This window comes from Streptomyces sp. NPDC032161 (assembly GCF_040636995.1).
In the GTDB taxonomy this organism is placed as follows: Bacteria; Actinomycetota; Actinomycetes; order Streptomycetales; family Streptomycetaceae; genus Streptomyces.
The window spans coordinates 356974-373629 of record NZ_JBEZVN010000004.1 but is presented as its reverse complement, the minus strand read 5'-3'; the positions used below and the strand labels follow the sequence as shown (position 1 = coordinate 373629).

Here is a 16656-nt window from a genome sequence, read left to right as displayed (position 1 = left end):
TCCCTTGTCCTACCGCTCTGAAGTGGGGCCGGTCAGCCGGAGTGCGCGGCGATGGCACGGGTGATCACCGGGGCGACGGTGTCGATCTGGTCCATGCTGAAGCCGAAGACCTTGGTGCCACCCGCCAGCAGCGCGGCAACCTCGTCCTCGCTGGGCACGGAACGCCCGAAGGTGTGACAGGCCTTCCTGCCCATCAGGCCGACCAGCACGCCGAGCGACGCGCCGGCACCGGTGTGGCAAGTGCCCAGGAAGTAGTCGGCCTGGCCCGCGCGCAGCTTCATCGCGGCGTCCATGTCGTTGGAGACGGCGACCTCGACGCCGTCGACGGCCATCGCGGTGATGGTCTGCGCGACCTCGGTCTTGCCGACGCCGCCGGTGAGGATCTTCTTCATGATCTTTTGTTGCCTTCCGTGCTCGGGGTGGGTCAGGCGTGTGAGCGCTGCGCCAGGGCGGCGAGGTGCATGCCGAGGAAGTTGATCTCGGACTCGGGCAGGGCCGCGCCCAGCACCGCCCGGGCCCGCTCGGCCATGGCACGGGCCCCGGCCACGGCCTCGGGGTGTCCGGCCAGCTCGGCCGCCACCTGCTCGTCGGTGAGGAACTGCTCGATGGCCTCGCCGTTCAACAGGCGGGTGAGCGCCATCACGAGATGACTGGTCAGCATCCCGGCGGTGTCCTCGGTGACAACCTGTCCGTCGGCCGCCAGCACGTCGAGTTCGCCGGCGACGAAGTCGACGACTCGTGACTCGACCTGGCCACCGTCGCGGAACAACTGCAGCCGCAGTGCAAGCCGTTCTTCCATCTGCGCTTGGTCCTTTCATGACCACTGCCCATTCAGCAGTAACCGGGATTCTGGATCATCGGTGCACGCGTCGGTTCCCCGCGATGCGGGAGGGTGACGCGGTCAGTAGGAGGGGATGCGCTCGCCGCGCAGCACCTCGCCCTGAATCGTCGTCACCAGGCCGATGTCGAGGGCCTTGCGCACCACACTCAGGGTCCGGGTCACGCCGGCCCGGCCGACAATCGCCGCACAGGAGTTGCGCAGGGACAGCTCGCGGGTGATCTCGTCATCCAACGGCAGGGTGTCGACCCCGTCACCCATCCGGCCCTGCACCTCGTCGAGGTTCCACACGCTGGCGTCCACCTCGCCGCGGGCGAACAGGTCCCGCAGCTGCATGTAGGAAGCCTCCACCCAGCGCACGTCCGCGCGTCCGGCGAACATGCGCTCAGCGAGCAGCTCGAGGTCCTCGGAACTGCGGTCGACCGCGACCCGCAGCCCCGGAGAGGCAAGGTCGACGCCACCGCGCGCCAGGACACCATGCGCGCCGACGTAGGTGGCCGACCCCAGGTCGGCGACCAGTTCGAGCGAGTGCTCGGCCATCAGCCGGTCCGCCGCGAAGCGCGAAAGCACCACCAGGTCGACCTTGCCCTCCAACAGCGCGGAGACGCGGGAGTGAGCGCCTCGCATGAAGGTGACCGCGAACGGCGCTCCGGCCTGTTCGAACGCCGCGCGCAAGCCCGTGGCCAGCCCCTCGTAGCGGCGCGAGTACGGCAGCGGCATCGCGGCCAGCAGAGTACCGAGCCCGGCCAGCCGCCACAGGATGGCGCGATCGGCATGCACGAGGAACGTGCCCAGGTGTCCACGGGCGACCGTCTTGATCGCGCCCGCTTCCTCCAGCAGGTGGAAGGCCGCCTGGACCGTGCCGTTGCCCACTCCCAGCTCATCCGCCAGGTCGCGCAGGCGCGGCAGCCGGGTGTCCTCCTCGTGATCGAGCAGTGACACTGCGAGCTGCCGGGCAGCCAGGCCGTTCCGCGTCAGGAGGCGCTCGTCGATACCGTTCACGAGTAGGACAGTAACCAGTATTCTGATTTTTGCCTAGAGGGGCCGAGGACCTGTGCGAGTGCGAGGTGAGCAGCCTTTGCCACAGGGGTGCAGTCGGCACCGACGGTCGCACCGTCGGCCCGCCGCCGGCCACCGACGACCCCGAGGACCCCGAAGACCCCCGAGGACCTCACCATCCGGTACGAGGCCCGTCTCGGCGACCTCGGCCCGTGGCGGGGGCCCGGCTCAGGGGATCGCCGCGGACACGACGTAGACGACGGGGTTCATCGGGTCGGCCATGTTCACGGTGATGTCCTGGGTGGGCCGAGGGTCCTTGTTGGTGTGCGTGGTGCCCGCCCACTGGATGCCGGGGCCGAAGCTCCACCCGGAGATCTGCTGGTCGCGCGCGTCGATGGTCACCTTGCCCGGTTCCAGCGCGGCGCGGCCGCTGCCCAGCCGGCTCAGGAACCGGTCGAGTCCGGCGGAGGTGGTGCGGAACTCCACGTACAGCCGGCTGACCTTCCAGTTGTTGGTCTCGTAGTACTGGACGTCCAGCGAGTTGCCCGGCATCGGCAGCTCGTAGATCCGGCGCTGCATCCGGGACGGCCAGCCCTCCTGGAGCCCCTGCGCCGCCGCCTCGGCCTCCTTGTTCTGGCCCGCTCGGCGGCTCTGCCCGGCGGAGATCAGCAGATAGCCGGCCGGGATGCCGATGAGCAGCACGATGATGGTCGCGGTGATCAGACGGCGTCGGATCGTCCGGCGCCGGTCCTGCGGCGGCTTGTCGTCGGGAGGCGGGGACTGGCGCGGCAGGACGACGTGTTCGGCTGCGGTCATGTCTGTGGCGATCCCTAGGAGGTGCGGGTGCTGCGGGTGTTTCGGATGGTGCTCGCGGCCTGGTCGTAGATCTGTGCGTACCGCTCGTACCGTTCGACGCGGCGCCGGTTGGTGCGGCGGAATCTGCGGGCCACCAGCCGGGCGAGGTCGGCGGCGCCGACCATACCCGCCTCCGGGCCGAGCTGTGCCTTGGCGATGCGGGCCTCGGGGCGGTAGCCGCGGCCGGTGAGGTGTCGCTTGAAGGCGTCCCGGGCGGGGCCGATCAACAGGTCGTCGGCGGCGCTGACGCCGCCCCCGATGACGAAGCAGGAGGGGTCGAGCGCGGCGGCCAGGTTGGCGATGCCGACGCCGAGCCACTGGCCGATGTCCTGGAGGAGCTCGACGCACATCGCGTCGCCCTCGCGGGCCAGTTCGGTGATGAGCGGTCCGGTGATGTCGGGGATGTTGCCCTTGACGCGCTCGATGAGGCCGTGCGCCACCGGTGAGTCGGCGGCGGCCAGCTCCTTGGCCTCGCGGACGAGGGCATTGCCGGAGCTGTACTGCTCCCAGCAGCCGCGGTTCCCGCACGGGCAGCGGTGTCCGCCGGGCACCACCTGCATATGACCGAACTCCCCGGCGACCCCGAACCTGCCGCGCTTGACCCGCCCCTCCTCCAGGATCGCGCCGCCGATGCCGGTGCCGAGCGTGATCATGACGAGGTGGTCCTCGCCCCGGCCCGCTCCGAAGCGCCACTCCGCCCAGGCGGCCGTGTTGGCGTCGTTGTCGACCATGACGGGGACGACGAGGCGGGAGGCGAGGGCATCGCGCAGCGGTTCGTCGCGCCAGGCGAGGTGGGGGGCGAACAGCACCTTGGAACGGTCCGCGTCGACCCAGCCGGCCGCCCCGATGCCGACGGCGTGCACGTCGTGCCGGTCGGAGAGGTCCAGGACCAGCTCGACGATGGTGTCCTCGACGACCTTGGGGCTCTTGGACTTGTCCGGCGTCTCGGCGCGCAGCTGCTCCAGGATGTTGCCGTCGGCGTCGACGACGCCGGCCATCACCTTCGTACCGCCGATGTCGATGCCGACGGTGGGCACTCTCGGCGCGGTGAGGTGCGAGCGGCGCTCGCGGGTGCCTACGGTCCGCAGGACGGTGGCGCGGGCGGAGCCGCGGTGGGTGAAGTCGCGGTACGTGCTCATCGTCCCTGCGGGGTCGGGGGGCCGGGGGCGGGTGCTCCCCCGGCGGCGGACTGCGCCCGTCGGCCTCGATTCTGCCACTGCCCGGACCCCCGGGACGGCGCCGGACGGCGCGCCCACCGGGGGTCCGGCCGCCGCGAACGCGGTCCTACGGCTGCTCCGGCCCCTGCGGACGGCCCGGTTCCGTCGCCCGTTCCAGCTCGTGGCTGAGCTCCTCCAGCTCGCTGCCGCCTGCCATTTGGCGGGTCAGCTCGTCCAGCGTGATGCTCTCCCGGGTGTGGCTGCCGGCCATGGCGCCCCGCTTGAGCAGGACGAAACGGTCGCCGACGAGATACGCGTGATGCGGGTTGTGCGTGATGAGGACCACGCCGAGACCGGCGTCCCGGGCGGCCGCGACGTACTTGAGGACGACCCCGGACTGCTTGACGCCGAGCGCGGCGGTGGGCTCGTCCAGGACGAGGACCTTGGCGCCGAAGTGGACGGCCCGCGCGATGGCGACGCACTGGCGCTCGCCGCCGGAGAGGGTGCCGATCGGCTGGTCGACGTCGCGCAGGTCGATGCCCATGCGCAGCAGTGCGGTGCGGGTCGTCTCGCGCATCAGCCGTACGTCGAGGCGTTTGAAGGGGCCCGCGCCGGTCGTCGGCTCGGAGCCGAGGAAGAAGTTCCGCCAGACCGGCATGAGCGGGACGACGGCCAGGTCCTGGTAGACGGTGGCGATGCCGCGGTCGAGGGCGTCGCGCGGGTTGACGAGGACGGTCTGCTCGCCGTCGATCAGGAAGCTGCCCGCGTCGTGCCGGTGCAACCCCGCGATGATCTTGATCAGGGTGGACTTGCCGGCGCCGTTGTCGCCGAGCACGCAGGAGATCTCCCCCGCGTGGACCTCCAGCGAGACGTCGGTGAGCGCCTTGATGTTGCCGTAGAACTTGCTGACGTGGTCCAGCTCGACGAGGGCGCGGCGGGTCGTCTCCCGGCCCGCCGGTGCCAGGGGGGCCGTCATTTCGTCGCCTCCGCTCGCTTGCGTACCCAGGCGTTGAGCAGGGTGGCCAGGAGCAGCATGGCTCCGAGGAAGAACTTGAACCAGTCCGGGTTCCACTCCGCGTACACGATGCCCTTGCTCGTCATGCCGAAGATGACGGCGCCGACCGCGGAGCCGATCGCGGAGCCGTAGCCGCCGGTGATCAGGCAGCCGCCGATGACCGCGGCGATGATGTAGATCAGTTCGTTGCCGACGCCCTCGCCGGACTGCACCACGTCGTACGAGAACAGCAGGTGCTGCCCGGAGACCCAGGCGGCGAAGGCGACCCCGAGGTAGAGCCCGATCTTGGTGCGGATCACCGGGACGCCGACCGCGCGGGCCGCGTCCGCCTCGCCGCCGACGGCGAAGATCCAGTTCCCGAAACGGGTGCGGAGCAGGATCCAGGTGGCGATCGCGACGAGCACGGCCCACCACAGGATCGTGACCTTGAACTCGACGCCGCCGATGGTCCACTGCGAGGCGAAGACCCGGCGGGCCGAATCGAAGCCCTCCATGTCGCCGATGGTCTTCGTCGACACGGTTCCGCTGATCAGCTTGGTGAAGCCGAGGTTCAGGCCGGTCAGCATCAGGAACGTGCCGAGCGTGATGATGAAGCTCGGCAGTTTCGTACGGGTCAGCATGAAGCCGTTGAACGCGCCGATGGCGAGCGTGACCAGCAGCGACACGAGGACGCCGACCCAGACGTTGGCGGTCATCTGGTAGCTGAACATCGACGAGACCAGCGCGGAGCTGGTGACCAGCACCCCGGCGGACAGGTCGAACTCGCCGCCGATCATGAGCAGCGCCACCGGGGCGGCCATGATCCCGATGGTGGAGGCCGCGTACAGCACCGTGCCGAGGCTGGAGGCGCGCAGGAAGCTGTCGGCGACGAGCGCGAAGAAGACGAACACGGCAGCGGCGCCGACGACCGAGCCGAGTTCGGGACGGCCTAGGAGCCTGCGCAGCGGGGAGGTGCGCAGCAGCCGTTCGTCGGGGCTCGCCGGGGCCGCCGGATCCGCGACGGCGCTCATCGGGTCCCCCGCTTCGTGTACGGGGCGAGCGCGGCGGCGTCCTTCTCGGTGATGATCTGCGGGCCGGTGAGGACCGGGCGCCCGCCGCCGAGCACGTCACCGTTGTAGCGGTACAGCCAGAGCAGGTCCACGGCCTCGTACCCCTGGAGGTAGGGCTGCTGGTCGACCGCGAAGCCGAGGGTCTTGTCCTCCAGGGCGGTGGCGACCTTGGCGTTGAGGTCGAACGTGTCGATCTCGGCCGTGCTGCCCGCGGTCTTCTTCGCCTTCACGGCGGCGTCCGCGAACGGTGCCCCGAGGGTGACGACCGCGTCGATGCTCTTGTCGGCCTGGAGCTTGGCCTCGATGGACGCCTGGACGTCGGGCATGTTGGTGCCCTCGACGTACAGGTTCTGCATCTGTCCGTCGAAGGTCTTCTTCGCCCCGGCACAGCGCTGCTCGTGGCCGACGTTGCCCTGCTCGTGCAGGATGCACAGGGCCTTCTTGCGACCGCGCGCGTTCAGCTCGTCGCCGACCGCCTCGCCCGCGATGGACTCGTCCTGGCCGACATGGGTGAGGGCGCCGAACCGCTTGGACTCGGCGGAGCCCGAGTTCACCGTGATCACCGGGATCCCGGCCCGGGTGGCCTTGGCGACGACGTCCTTCATCGCATCGGGCTTGGCGAGCGTGACGATCAGCCCGTCGACCTTCTGGTCGATGGCGGCCTGGACCAGCTGGGCCTGCTGCTGGGCCTCGTCGTGGTGCGAGTACAGGAACTTGATGTTGTCCTTGACGGCGGCCTGCTCGGCGCCTCTCTGGACGATGTCCCAGAAGCTGTCACCGTCACCGGAGTGGGTGACCATGGCGAAGGTCCAGCGGGGCGTGTCCACCGCGGCGCGGCCCTCGGCGGCGGCCCGGGCCGCGCGCTCCTCCGCCCGCTTGCCACCGGTGCTGCTGCATCCCGCGAGGGAGGCCGCGAGCACCGCCGCAAGCACGGCGCCCATCGCACGTACCCCTGTCCGAACCCTTGCCACGACGCCGTGCCCTTCTTGTGCTGCTCGCTGTGCCCTGTGGTCGGCCGGAGGCGTGTCGCCCCCGGCCCGGCTGGCCAAGTATCCCCGAGTCGACGACGGGACCACCCGGCAGGGCGGGGCACGGCGTCGGCGCGGGGTGTGCCGTGCGGGCCGCGGGAGGGTCTTCGGGGGCGGTGCCCGGTGGGGTCTCTCCCGCTGTGGTACGTGGTACCGGGCGGCGGCGGACGGGCCGGACGGCGCGGGTGTCCGGTCGCCCCGAGGGCAGTTGCAGCGGCGGGCCGCCCCGGCGTCAACGGTCCGTGCGACGGTCGTCGGTGATCCGCCCGACGGCGGTCGGCCGTTACCGGGAGGCCGGCAGGGCGCCTGCGGGCGGCGCCCCCGGCGTGACGGTCGTCACCGTACGAGCCGGCCGGGAGCAGCCGTCAGCGGACGGGCGAACCGGGGGACGCCGTCACCGTACGAGCAGCTGGAAGTCGAAGGAGTGGCGCGAGGCCCGGTAGAGGTGGGACCCGCATTCGATCGCCCGCCCGGTGTCGTCGAAGGTGGTGCGTTCCATCGTGAGCAGGACGGCCCCTTCGGTCTCGGCGAGCACGGCGGCCTCCTCCGCGGTGGCCGGGCGGGCGCCGATGGACTGGCGGGCGCTGTGCATGGCGATGCCGGCGCCGCGCAGCATCCGGTAGAGGCCGGTGCTCTCCAGCCGCACGGTGTCCAGGTCGACGGTTCCGGGCGGCAGGTGGTTGCGCAGGAGAGCCAGCGGTGCGTCGTACGCGTACCGGATCCGCTCGACGAGGTGGACGTCGCTGCCCTCCGCGACGCCGAGGACGTCGGCGACCCGGGGACCGGCGGGCTCCACCGTGTTGCGCAGCACGCGGGTCGTGGGGTGTCCGCCCGCGGCCTCCAGGTCGTCGTACAGGCTGCTCGGTTCGAGCGGGCGCCCGACCGCGCTGTGCACGACCTGTGTGCCGACGCCCCGGCGGCGGACCATGATCCCCTTGTCGACGAGTGACTGGATGGCCTGGCGGACGGTGGGCCGGGACAGGCCGAGCCGGGAGGCCAGGTCGATCTCGTTGCCGAGAAGGGTGCCGGGGGCGAGTCGGCCCTCCTCGACGGCCGCTTCCAGCTGCTGGGCCAGTTGGTGGTACAGGGGGACGGGGCTCGTGCGGTCCACGCCGAGTTCGAGTGCGGCGGGGTCGGCGGTGGGTTTGGACACGCGTGGAGGGTAACGCCGACGTCAGAACCTCCGGTAGTCATGTCGTTCTGTCGTCACGTCGTTCTGTCGTCACGTCGTTCTGTCGTCGTGCCGTCCGGTCGTCGCGGCGTCCTCTCGCCCCCGTGTCCTGTCGTTCTGTGGTCGTGTCGTCCGGTCGTTGTGGCGCCCTGCTGCCCCGGCGCCCTCTCGCCCTCTCGCCCTGTCGCCCTATAGGCCTGTCGTCCTCTCACGCTGTTGTGCTGTTGTCCTGACATTCGGTTGACAGCGTCACGGGCGGGCGGCACGTTGGGTCCATGCGCATCGGACTCATCGGCACCGGCCGGATCGGCTCCTTCCACGCGGGTGTGCTGGCCCGCCACCCGGGGGTGGACGCCCTGGTGGTGACCGACACCGACGAGGCACGTGCCGCGCGGGTCGCGGACCACCTCGGCGCGAAGCGCGCGGACGACGCCGACGAGGTGTTCGGCGCGGGGGTGGACGCCGTCGTGATCGCCTCGGCCACGTCGTCGCACGCGGAGCTGATCGGGCGGGCCGCGCGGGCGGGGCTGCCCGCCTTCTGCGAGAAGCCGATCGCACTCGGTCTGCCGGGGACGCTCGGCGCGCTGCGCGAGGTGGAGCGGGCGGGGAGCGTCCTCCAGATGGGCTTCATGCGCAGGTTCGACGCGGGATACGGCACGGCGCGCGAGGCGGTGCGCTCGGGGGCGCTGGGCCGGCTGCACACCGTGCGGGCGACGACCATGGACCCGGCCCCGCCGCCCGCCGGGTATCTGCCGCTCTCCGGCGGGCTGTATCGGGACTGCCTGGTGCACGACTTCGACATGCTGCGCTGGGTGACGGGCCGTGAGGTGACGGAGGTGTACGCCGTCGGGTCGGACGCCGGGCCCGCGATGTTCCGGGCGTCCGGTGACGTGGACACGGCGGCGGCGCTGCTGACCCTCGACGACGGCACCCTGGCCACGGCGACGGCCACCCGCTGCAACGGCGCCGGTTACGACGTACGCATGGAACTGGCGGGTGAGAAGGGGCAGATCACGGTCGGGCTGGACGACCGCACACCGGTCACGTCGGCGGAACCGCTGGGCCCCGCCGCGCCGCCGAACCCCTGGCCGGGCTTCCTGGAACGGTTCGCCCCGGCGTACGAGGCGGAACTGGACGCGTTCGTACGGCTGGTGCGGGGCGAGCTGCCCAACCCGTGCGACGGCAGGGAGGCATGGCACGCGCTGCTGATCGCGGAGGCGTGCGAGGTGTCCCGCGGGGAGCGGCGCCCCGTGGGGATCGCGGAGGTGTCCGACGTGACGGCCGACCGGACCGGGGGCGGCGCCCCGCGGTGAAACCGCCCCGGGACGCCAACTCTCCTCGTTCACATGAGCATGTGACGTCCGTCACTACTGCGCGGCGGAGAGCACCGTGCCCTGGGCGACCGCGCAGAGCGTCTCCGCCCCGTCCTCCCCCACCGCGAGCAGGTCGCACCGGACCACGGCCTGCCGCCGTCCGGTGTGCACGACCTCCGCGCGGGCGACCAGGGTGCGACCGGTGGCGGGCCGCACGTACTGGATGGAGAAGCCGCCGGTCAGTACGGCCGGGCCGAGGGTCGTGCCGGCGGCGAAGGTGATCGAGTTGTCGGCCGCGTAGGCCAGGACGCCACCGTGCAGAAAGCCGTTCTGCTGCCGGAGTTCCTGGCACATGTCCACTTCGAGCGTGGCGGCGCCGGACCCGAAGGCGGTGATCCGTGCCCCCACGAGCCCGCTGAACGGCTGACTCTCGAGAACCTTGCGCGCCATGCTCAGATCGAGTTCGGTCATGACGGAATCCTCTCTTACCAGCGGACGGGCAGGGACCGGACCCCGCGGATCAGCATGCCGGGAAGCCAGTCCGGGCGCCACGCCTCGTCGTCCAGCGCGAGGCCGGGGCACCGTTCCAGCAGCGTACGGATCGCGATCCGGCCCTCCATCCGGGCCAGTGACGCCCCCAGACAGAAGTGGGAGCCGTGACCGAAGGCCAGATGCCCCTGGGTCTCGCGACGGATGTCGAAACGGTCCGGCTCGGGATAGCGGTCGGGGTCGCGGTCGGCGCCCGCCAGGCAGACCAGCACCGGCTCCCCCGCAGGAATCACGCGCCGCCCGACCTCGACCGGTTCGCGCGGGAAGCGGAACGTGGAGGTCTCCACCGGGCCGTCGTACCGCAGCATCTCCTCGACCGCACCGTCGATCAGGTCGAAGTCGGCACGCAGGGCGGCGAGTTGGCCGGGATGGTCGAGCAGGGCCCGTACCCCGTTCGAGATGAGATTGACGGTGGTCTCGTGCCCGGCGACCAGCAACAGGAAGGCCATACCCACGAGTTCCTCGGGCGAGAGCGCGTCCCCCTCCTCGTCGCGAGTCCTGACGAGCGCGCTCATCAGGTCGTCGCCGGGCGAACACCGCTTGTCCTCGATGAGCTCACCGAGGTAGGCGCCCATCGCGGTGACGGCTTCGCGCTCCTGATCGGGCGTGGTCGGGGTCACGATGGCATTCGACAGCCGACGGAAGGCGTTGCGGTCCAGGTCCGGCACACCGATCAGCTCGCAGATCACGGTCATCGGCAGCGGGAAGGCGAGCGCGTCCACGAGATCGGCGCGCCCCGCGGAAACCATCGCGTCGAGGAGTTCGTCGGTGATCTGCTGCACGCGCGGGCGCAGTGCCTCGATCCGGCGCGCGGTGAACTCCCGGGTGACGAGCTTGCGGAGCCGGGTGTGGCGCGGGGCGTCCAGCTCCAGCATGTTGGCGAAGATCGGATCATTGCCCTCGGGCCACTCGATCCGTCCTTGCCACTGCTTGGAGAACCGCGGGTCGGCGAGGGTCGCGCGGGCCTCGTCGTATCCGACCACGAGCCAGATCCGCTCGAACTCGTCGGTACGGACGGTGTGGACGGGGCCCGCGGCGCGCAGCTTCTCGTAGGACGGATAGGGGTTCGCGGTGAAGTCCTCGACTTCACGCAGATCGAGGTCGACAAGGCTGCTGACGTCGGACATGGGATCGCCCCTCCCGGTCTGATCGGTTCGATCACTGGAGATCGACCGGTTCACCCTACGGCGGCTTCGGTTTTCCACGGCCCATCTGATCGATTCGGCATCACCGTCGCGAAAGAATCCGGCCGACATACCGTGCGTGGAACCAGACTTGAACGACGGAGGGCGGTCAGGCGGTCAGGCGGTCAGGCGGTCAGGCGGTCAGGCGGTCAGGCGGTCAGGCGGTCAGGCGAATGGACGGTACGGCCTGTCGGCACCGTCGCCGTTGCCATCGCCGTCGGCAACGCCACCGCTGCCGCCGCCGTGGTCGTCGTCGAGCGGGCCCCGCGTCGTGGACCAACAGCGCGATCCGCACACGGTTGTCGAAGCCGAATGCCAGAATCCTGGAAACCTGTGTCTTCGCGTCAGCCCATCGGGCGCATCGTGACGGGTGCGAGCGGGCGGAGCGGCGGGGACGCGGGGCGTACAGGCTCTCACCCCCGGCCTTGCCTCAGTCGTCGAGGGCGAAGGAACCGAACCGTGCCCGGCCGGTGGGCCGGTAGCTGTGGATCGAGATGCCGCTCGCGGTCGTGCGCGCCTCCGTCCGCTCGAAGGCCGTCGGCAGGCCGCCGTCCGGGAACAGCCTCCGTCCCCGGCCGAGCACGATCGGGAAGACGAGAAGGTTGTACTGGTCGATCAGGTCGTGCGCCATCAGGAACCGGGCGAGGGACCCGCTGCCGTGGATCTGGAGTTCGCCGCCCTCGGTCCGTTCCTTCGTCCGCGCGACCTCGGCGGCGACGTCCGCGGAGAGAACGGCCGTGTTGTGCCAGGTCGGTGTCTTCAGGGTGGTCGACACGACGTACTTGGGAAGCGCGTTGAGACGACCGGCGACCGGGTCGTCGGGATCGGTCACCCGCGGCCAGTGCGCGGCGAAGACGTCGTACGTACGACGGCCCAGCAGGAACGCCGCCGACCGGTCGAACATCTCGCCCATGAACCGCCCCATGCCTTCGTCCGCGAAGGGCACGAGCCAGCCGCCGCAGTCGAATCCGCCGCTGGTGTCCTCCTCGGGGCCGCCCGGCCCCTGCATGACGCCGTCGAGGGTGAGGAATGTGGTGAGTGTCAGCTCGGCCATGGTCGTGCTCCCCGTTCCGGTACTCGACCGAGCACGCATGCTCGTTCGAATCGGTCGCTTTCGCCCTTCAGACCTCACGGTCGGCCGGAACTCATCGGTCGGCCCACCAGGACTGCCCGCGACGGACGAAACGGCTTCCCATCAGGATTCGCGGGCTGCTTCGCACCGGCAACCGCCGGACGGCGGCCGGGGCCGGTTCGCCCTAACCTGGCCAGGGAGGACTCCTGAAACAAGCCCGACAAGCCTAACAAGTCGAACAAAGAGGGAGATCATGACCGATATTCCGGTTCGCCCCCTGAACGACGGCCGCGCCATTCCCGCCGTCGGACTCGGCACCTGGCCCCTGGACGACGACGCGGCGGAGCGGGCCGTCGCCGCCGCGCTGGGCCTCGGATACCGGCTGGTCGACACCGCGCTGAACTATCGCAACGAGACGGGCACCGGCCGCGGGATCGCCCGCAGCGGCGTGCCGAGGGAGGACGTCTTCGTCACGACCAAGGTTCCGGGTCGCCACCACGGCTACGAGCGGACGCTGGCGTCGTTCGAGGAATCACGGCGCAATCTCGGGCTGGAGTACGTGGATCTGTACCTCGTCCACTGGCCGCTGCCCCGCCTCGATCTGTACGTCGACACCTGGAAGGCGTTGATCCGGCTCCGCGAGGACGGGCTGGTGCGTTCGATCGGCGTCTCCAACTTCACCGCGGACCAGATCGACCGGCTGGAGCGGGAGACGGGGGTGCTGCCGGCCGTCAACCAGATCGAGATGCACCCGCGTCTCCCGCAGGACGAGCTGCGGTCCGTGCACGCCGCGAAGGGCATCGTCACGGAGAGCTGGAGCCCGCTCGCCCGCGGCCGGGACGTGCTCACCGACCCGGAGGTGCTCGCCGTCGCGGAGGCGCACGGCGTGACTCCCGGTCAGGTCGTACTGCGCTGGCACACCCAGCTCGGTGCCGTGCCGATCCCGAAATCGGCAGATCCGGGACGGCAGCACGAGAACCTGGACCTGTTCGGATTCGAACTCACCGCAGACGAGCTGGCCCGCGTCTCCGCCGGGCCCAAGCGGCGCTACGGAGGGGACCCCGAGGTCCACGAGGAGTTCTGAGGAGCCGGGAACCGGGCCGCGCGGCGGCACCGCGGCACGCCGAGAGGCCCGGGGAACTCCCGGCGGGCGCGCCGGCGCCGGTCCACCGAGGCCGGGTCACCGGCATCGGCTCACCGCGAGCGCGGGGTGACTTCCGCCATCCGGGACCAGCCCTCGCCCGGCACCTCGACGTTGATGATCTCCGGGGTCTCCGCGACGAGATCCGCCATCCGGTCCATCGCGGCCGTGAAGTGCTCCGACTTCACATGGGCCTCCCCGGCCTCGGGAGAGGCGAACGCCTCCAGCAGGACGAACTGGTCCGGGTTCTCGACGCTGGTCGACCACTCGAAGAACACGTTGCCCGGCTCCGCCCGGGTGGCGCGGGTGAAGTCCTCGACGGCGGGCAGCCAGTTGTCGCGCTCGTCGCTGCGCACGGTGAATTTCACGGCGATAAAGATCATGCCGTCATGTTCGCATACGTTAATCAGCGTCGACTCATCGGGCGCGGCCGGACGAGGCGTCACCGCCAGGCAGGGCGTCACGACCGGACGAAACGTCACCGTCCGGCAGGCGCCACGGCCGGCGGGGCGACGTCCCGCCCGACATCCGCCGTCGCGGTCAGCCGTTCCCTTCCGGCCTGCCCTGCCGGTCCTGCCCGCCCGGCCTTTCCAGGAGGCGGCCCGTGGGTTCGGCGAGAACGCCGTTCGCCGCGATCCGCGCACCGCGCAGCCAGGTCGACCGCACGACGCCGTGCAGGGTCCTGCCGGCGTAGGCGGTGACCTGGTTGCGGTGGAACAGCTCGGCGGGGTCGACGGTGAAGGTCTCGTCCGGGGCGAGCACCGCGAAGTCCGCGTCGCGGCCCGGCTCGATCGCGCCCTTGCGGGTCAGCCCGGCCAGCTCGGCGGGGGCGGCCGACATCCAGCGGGCCACGTCGTCGAGCGAGTGGCCCCGCCTGCGGGCCTCGGTCCAGACGACGGGGAGGCCCAGCTGGAGGGAGGAGATGCCGCCCCATGCGGAGGCGAAGTCCGGGGTCTTGAGGTCGGCGGTGCACGGGGAGTGGTCGGACACCACGCAGTCGATCGTCCCGTCGGCCAGCCCCGCCCACAGCGCGTCCTGGTTGGCGGCCTCCCGGATCGGGGGGCAGCACTTGAACTCCGTCGCGCCGTCCGGGACCTCCTCGGCGGTGAGGGTGAGGAAGTGCGGGCACGACTCGACGGTGACCCGCACCCCGTCGCGCCGGGCGGCGGCGATCATCGGCAGCGCGTCGGCGGAGGACAGATGAAGGACATGGACCCGGGCGTCGAACCGCCGCGCGAAGGCGATGAGCGCCTCGATCGCGGTGTTCTCGGCGTCGCGGGGCCGCGAGGCCAGGAAGTCGGCATACGCGGGTCCGCCGCGCATCGGGGCGGCGTCCAGGTGGCGCGGGTCCTCGGCGTGCACGATGAGCAGGCCGCCGAAACCGGCGATCTCGGCCAGGGAGCGGGCCAGCTGCTCCTGGTCGAGCTCCGGGAACTCGTCGACGCCGGAGGGCGAGAGGAAGCACTTGAACCCGAAGACCCCGGCTTCGTGCAGCGGGCGCAGGTCCTGCACGTTGGACGGGACGGCCCCGCCCCAGAACCCGGTGTCGACATGCACCTCGGGCGCGGCCACCCGCCGTTTGGTGCGCAGGTGTCCGACGGTGGTGGTCGGCGGGAGGGAGTTGAGAGGCATGTCGATCAGAGTGGTGATGCCGCCCGCCGCCGCGGCCCGGGTGGCTGTGCGAAAGCACTCCCACTCGGTACGACCGGGATCGTTCACGTGGACGTGGGTGTCGACCAGGCCGGGCAGCAGGACGTCGTCGCCGAGGTCCTCCAGCCGGGCGCCGACGGGCACCTCGACGTCGTGGGGCAGGACGGCGTCGATGGTCCCGCCGGAGACGGCGACCGACGCGGGACGCGTCCCGTCCGGGGTCACGACGCGCGTCGAGCGCAGTACCAGACTCACGTTCGCCTTCACGTCCGCACCGGACACCCGTGCTCCTCACTCGTCGCTCCGGCCTGGCGTCGGCCCGGCTCCGACTCGGTCACGCCCGGCTCCGGCTCGGCTCCGACCCCGCGGCCACCAAGAAATTCGACGAACTGTTGAAGGAGTCTTCATGCGGGATCCGACCCCGTCAAGACCATGCCCCCGCCGCGCGCACCGGCCACCGCCCGCGCATCCGCCACCCCCGAAAATTTCCGCACGTCGAAACGAGCATCCCGGAAAGCGGAACACCTCGCCGCGCGAACGGAACGACCGCTCCATCACCCCACCGCGGCCGCGAGACCGGGGCAATCGGGCTCTGACCGGCCAGGACGCCGCACCGGGAGCGGTGGGCCGATCGGGGGCCGCCCGGTAGGCTGCGGGGTGCCTCGCCCGGGCGAGGCACCCGCTTTTCCGTCCCGAAAGGACCGTTGACGTGCCGTCGTCCCACGCCAGCACATTCGACTCCAAGCCCGCCGCCTCCAGCGGCGGTGTGCAGTCCCTCGAACGCGCCTTCGATCTGCTGGAGCGGATGGCCGATGCCGGGGGCGAGGTCGGGCTGAGCGAGCTCTCCGCGAGCAGCGGACTGCCGCTGCCGACGATCCACCGGCTGGTCCGCACACTGGTCCTCTGCGGATACGTGCGCCAGCAGCCGAACCGGCGGTACGCACTCGGCCCCCGGCTGATCCGGCTCGGCGAGTCCGCGTCCCGGCTGCTCGGCACCTGGGCCCGCCCGTATCTCGCGCGGCTGGTCGAGGAGACCGGCGAGACCGCGAACATGGCGATGCTCGACGGCGACGAGGTCGTGTACGTGGCACAGGTGCCGTCCAAGCACTCGATGCGTATGTTCACCGAGGTCGGCCGACGTGTGCTCCCGCACTCCACGGGCGTCGGCAAGGCGCTGCTGGCGCACACGTCCCCGGAGGAGGTGCGGGCGCTGCTCGCCCGTACCGGGATGCCGGCCGCCACCGAGAAGACGATCACCTCTCCGGATGCCTTCCTGGAGGCACTCGACCAGGTCCGCCGGGTCGGCTACGCGATGGACGACAACGAGCAGGAGATCGGGGTGCGCTGCCTGGCGGTGTCCGTCCCCGACTCCCCCACCGCCGCCGCGCTCTCGATCTCGGGTCCGGCGGGCCGGGTGACGGAGGCGGCGACGGAGCGGATCGTGCCGGTCCTCCAGCAGGCCGCGAGGGATCTGTCCGACGCCCTGGCGGGCACCGGTTCCGCGGGCTGAGTCCGGACGCCTGACGCGGGCGGGGCCACGAGGGAGGCCCGAGGCCCGGTTCCGGTCGGGGCCGGACGGCGGAGAGGCCGTGGGGCCCGATGAGTTTCGGGGCCCCACGGTCGTACGGACAACCG

17 protein-coding genes and 1 pseudogene are annotated in these 16656 nt (G+C 71.1%); 3 read left to right on the top strand and 15 right to left on the bottom strand.

Annotated features, from left to right (window positions below; genetic code table 11):
- Positions 1–32: 32 nt before the first annotated feature.
- From AB0E67_RS13980 to AB0E67_RS13940, 9 genes are all read right to left on the bottom strand, one after another.
- On the bottom strand, positions 33–392 hold the full coding sequence (locus AB0E67_RS13980; RefSeq protein WP_362025387.1) for a DUF2620 domain-containing protein: 360 nt from the start codon (positions 390–392) through the stop codon (positions 33–35).
- A 32-nt stretch (positions 393–424) separates the two neighbouring features.
- The gene (locus AB0E67_RS13975) at positions 425–799 is read right to left on the bottom strand and encodes a transcriptional antiterminator (RefSeq protein ID WP_362025384.1); all 375 of its coding nucleotides are present in this window, start codon (positions 797–799) and stop codon (positions 425–427) included.
- Positions 800–901: 102 nt separating this feature from the next.
- Positions 902–1840 carry a GntR family transcriptional regulator YhfZ gene (gene yhfZ / locus AB0E67_RS13970; protein WP_362025382.1) on the bottom strand — a complete coding sequence of 313 codons (939 nt, stop codon included), beginning with the start codon at positions 1838–1840 and terminating at the stop codon, positions 902–904.
- Positions 1841–2065: 225 nt separating this feature from the next.
- Entirely contained in the window at positions 2066–2653 is a 588-nt protein-coding gene (locus AB0E67_RS13965) for a hypothetical protein (protein ID WP_362025379.1), read from the bottom strand.
- Between the two features lie 14 nt (positions 2654–2667).
- Positions 2668–3831 (bottom strand): ROK family glucokinase, encoded by a 1164-nt coding sequence (locus AB0E67_RS13960; protein ID WP_351523493.1) that lies wholly within the window; start codon positions 3829–3831, stop codon positions 2668–2670.
- 145 nt (positions 3832–3976) lie between these two features.
- A complete protein-coding gene (locus AB0E67_RS13955; RefSeq protein WP_362025376.1) occupies positions 3977–4825 on the bottom strand; it encodes an ATP-binding cassette domain-containing protein in 849 nt (282 codons plus the stop codon).
- On the bottom strand, positions 4822–5874 hold the full coding sequence (locus AB0E67_RS13950; protein ID WP_362025373.1) for an ABC transporter permease: 1053 nt from the start codon (positions 5872–5874) through the stop codon (positions 4822–4824). Before AB0E67_RS13950 ends, AB0E67_RS13955 begins: the two co-directional genes overlap by 4 nt.
- Positions 5871–6854: a sugar ABC transporter substrate-binding protein gene (locus AB0E67_RS13945; RefSeq protein ID WP_362025371.1), complete on the bottom strand. Its 984-nt coding sequence runs from the start codon at positions 6852–6854 to the stop codon at positions 5871–5873. Before AB0E67_RS13945 ends, AB0E67_RS13950 begins: the two co-directional genes overlap by 4 nt.
- A 481-nt stretch (positions 6855–7335) precedes the next feature.
- The gene (locus tag AB0E67_RS13940) at positions 7336–8094 is read right to left on the bottom strand and encodes a GntR family transcriptional regulator (protein ID WP_362025368.1); all 759 of its coding nucleotides are present in this window, start codon (positions 8092–8094) and stop codon (positions 7336–7338) included.
- Positions 8095–8387: 293 nt separating this feature from the next.
- Here AB0E67_RS13940 and AB0E67_RS13935 point away from each other — a divergent pair, with 293 nt between their 5' ends.
- Entirely contained in the window at positions 8388–9425 is a 1038-nt protein-coding gene (locus AB0E67_RS13935; protein WP_362025366.1) for a Gfo/Idh/MocA family oxidoreductase, read from the top strand.
- Between the two features lie 54 nt (positions 9426–9479).
- Here the strand turns inward: AB0E67_RS13935 and AB0E67_RS13930 are convergent, their stop codons facing one another.
- The 4 genes and pseudogenes from AB0E67_RS13930 to AB0E67_RS13915 form a co-directional block, all read right to left on the bottom strand.
- Positions 9480–9896 carry a PaaI family thioesterase gene (locus AB0E67_RS13930; RefSeq protein ID WP_362025363.1) on the bottom strand — a complete coding sequence of 139 codons (417 nt, stop codon included), beginning with the start codon at positions 9894–9896 and terminating at the stop codon, positions 9480–9482.
- 14 nt (positions 9897–9910) lie between these two features.
- On the bottom strand, positions 9911–11101 hold the full coding sequence (locus AB0E67_RS13925) for a cytochrome P450 (protein WP_362025361.1): 1191 nt from the start codon (positions 11099–11101) through the stop codon (positions 9911–9913).
- A 319-nt stretch (positions 11102–11420) separates the two neighbouring features.
- A pseudogene (locus AB0E67_RS13920) lies at positions 11421–11498 on the bottom strand (DNA-binding response regulator); the annotation flags it as partial.
- A 90-nt stretch (positions 11499–11588) separates the two neighbouring features.
- Positions 11589–12212, bottom strand: coding sequence for a dihydrofolate reductase family protein (locus AB0E67_RS13915; RefSeq protein WP_362025358.1), 624 nt, complete (start codon positions 12210–12212; stop codon positions 11589–11591).
- 271 nt (positions 12213–12483) lie between these two features.
- On the opposite strand from AB0E67_RS13915, the gene AB0E67_RS13910 reads away from it, so the two are divergent.
- Positions 12484–13314, top strand: a complete 831-nt coding sequence (locus tag AB0E67_RS13910; RefSeq protein WP_362025355.1) for an aldo/keto reductase — start codon at positions 12484–12486, stop codon at positions 13312–13314.
- A gap of 110 nt (positions 13315–13424) precedes the next feature.
- On the opposite strand, the gene AB0E67_RS13905 is transcribed toward AB0E67_RS13910, so the two are convergent.
- Positions 13425–13754: a putative quinol monooxygenase gene (locus tag AB0E67_RS13905; RefSeq protein WP_073782324.1), complete on the bottom strand. Its 330-nt coding sequence runs from the start codon at positions 13752–13754 to the stop codon at positions 13425–13427.
- 157 nt (positions 13755–13911) lie between these two features.
- Positions 13912–15303, bottom strand: coding sequence for an allantoinase AllB (gene allB / locus AB0E67_RS13900; protein ID WP_362025352.1), 1392 nt, complete (start codon positions 15301–15303; stop codon positions 13912–13914).
- 427 nt (positions 15304–15730) lie between these two features.
- On the opposite strand from allB, the gene AB0E67_RS13895 reads away from it, so the two are divergent.
- Complete coding sequence (locus tag AB0E67_RS13895) at positions 15731–16531, top strand: IclR family transcriptional regulator (RefSeq protein ID WP_362025349.1); 801 nt, start codon at positions 15731–15733, stop codon at positions 16529–16531.
- Positions 16532–16656 lie beyond the last annotated feature (125 nt).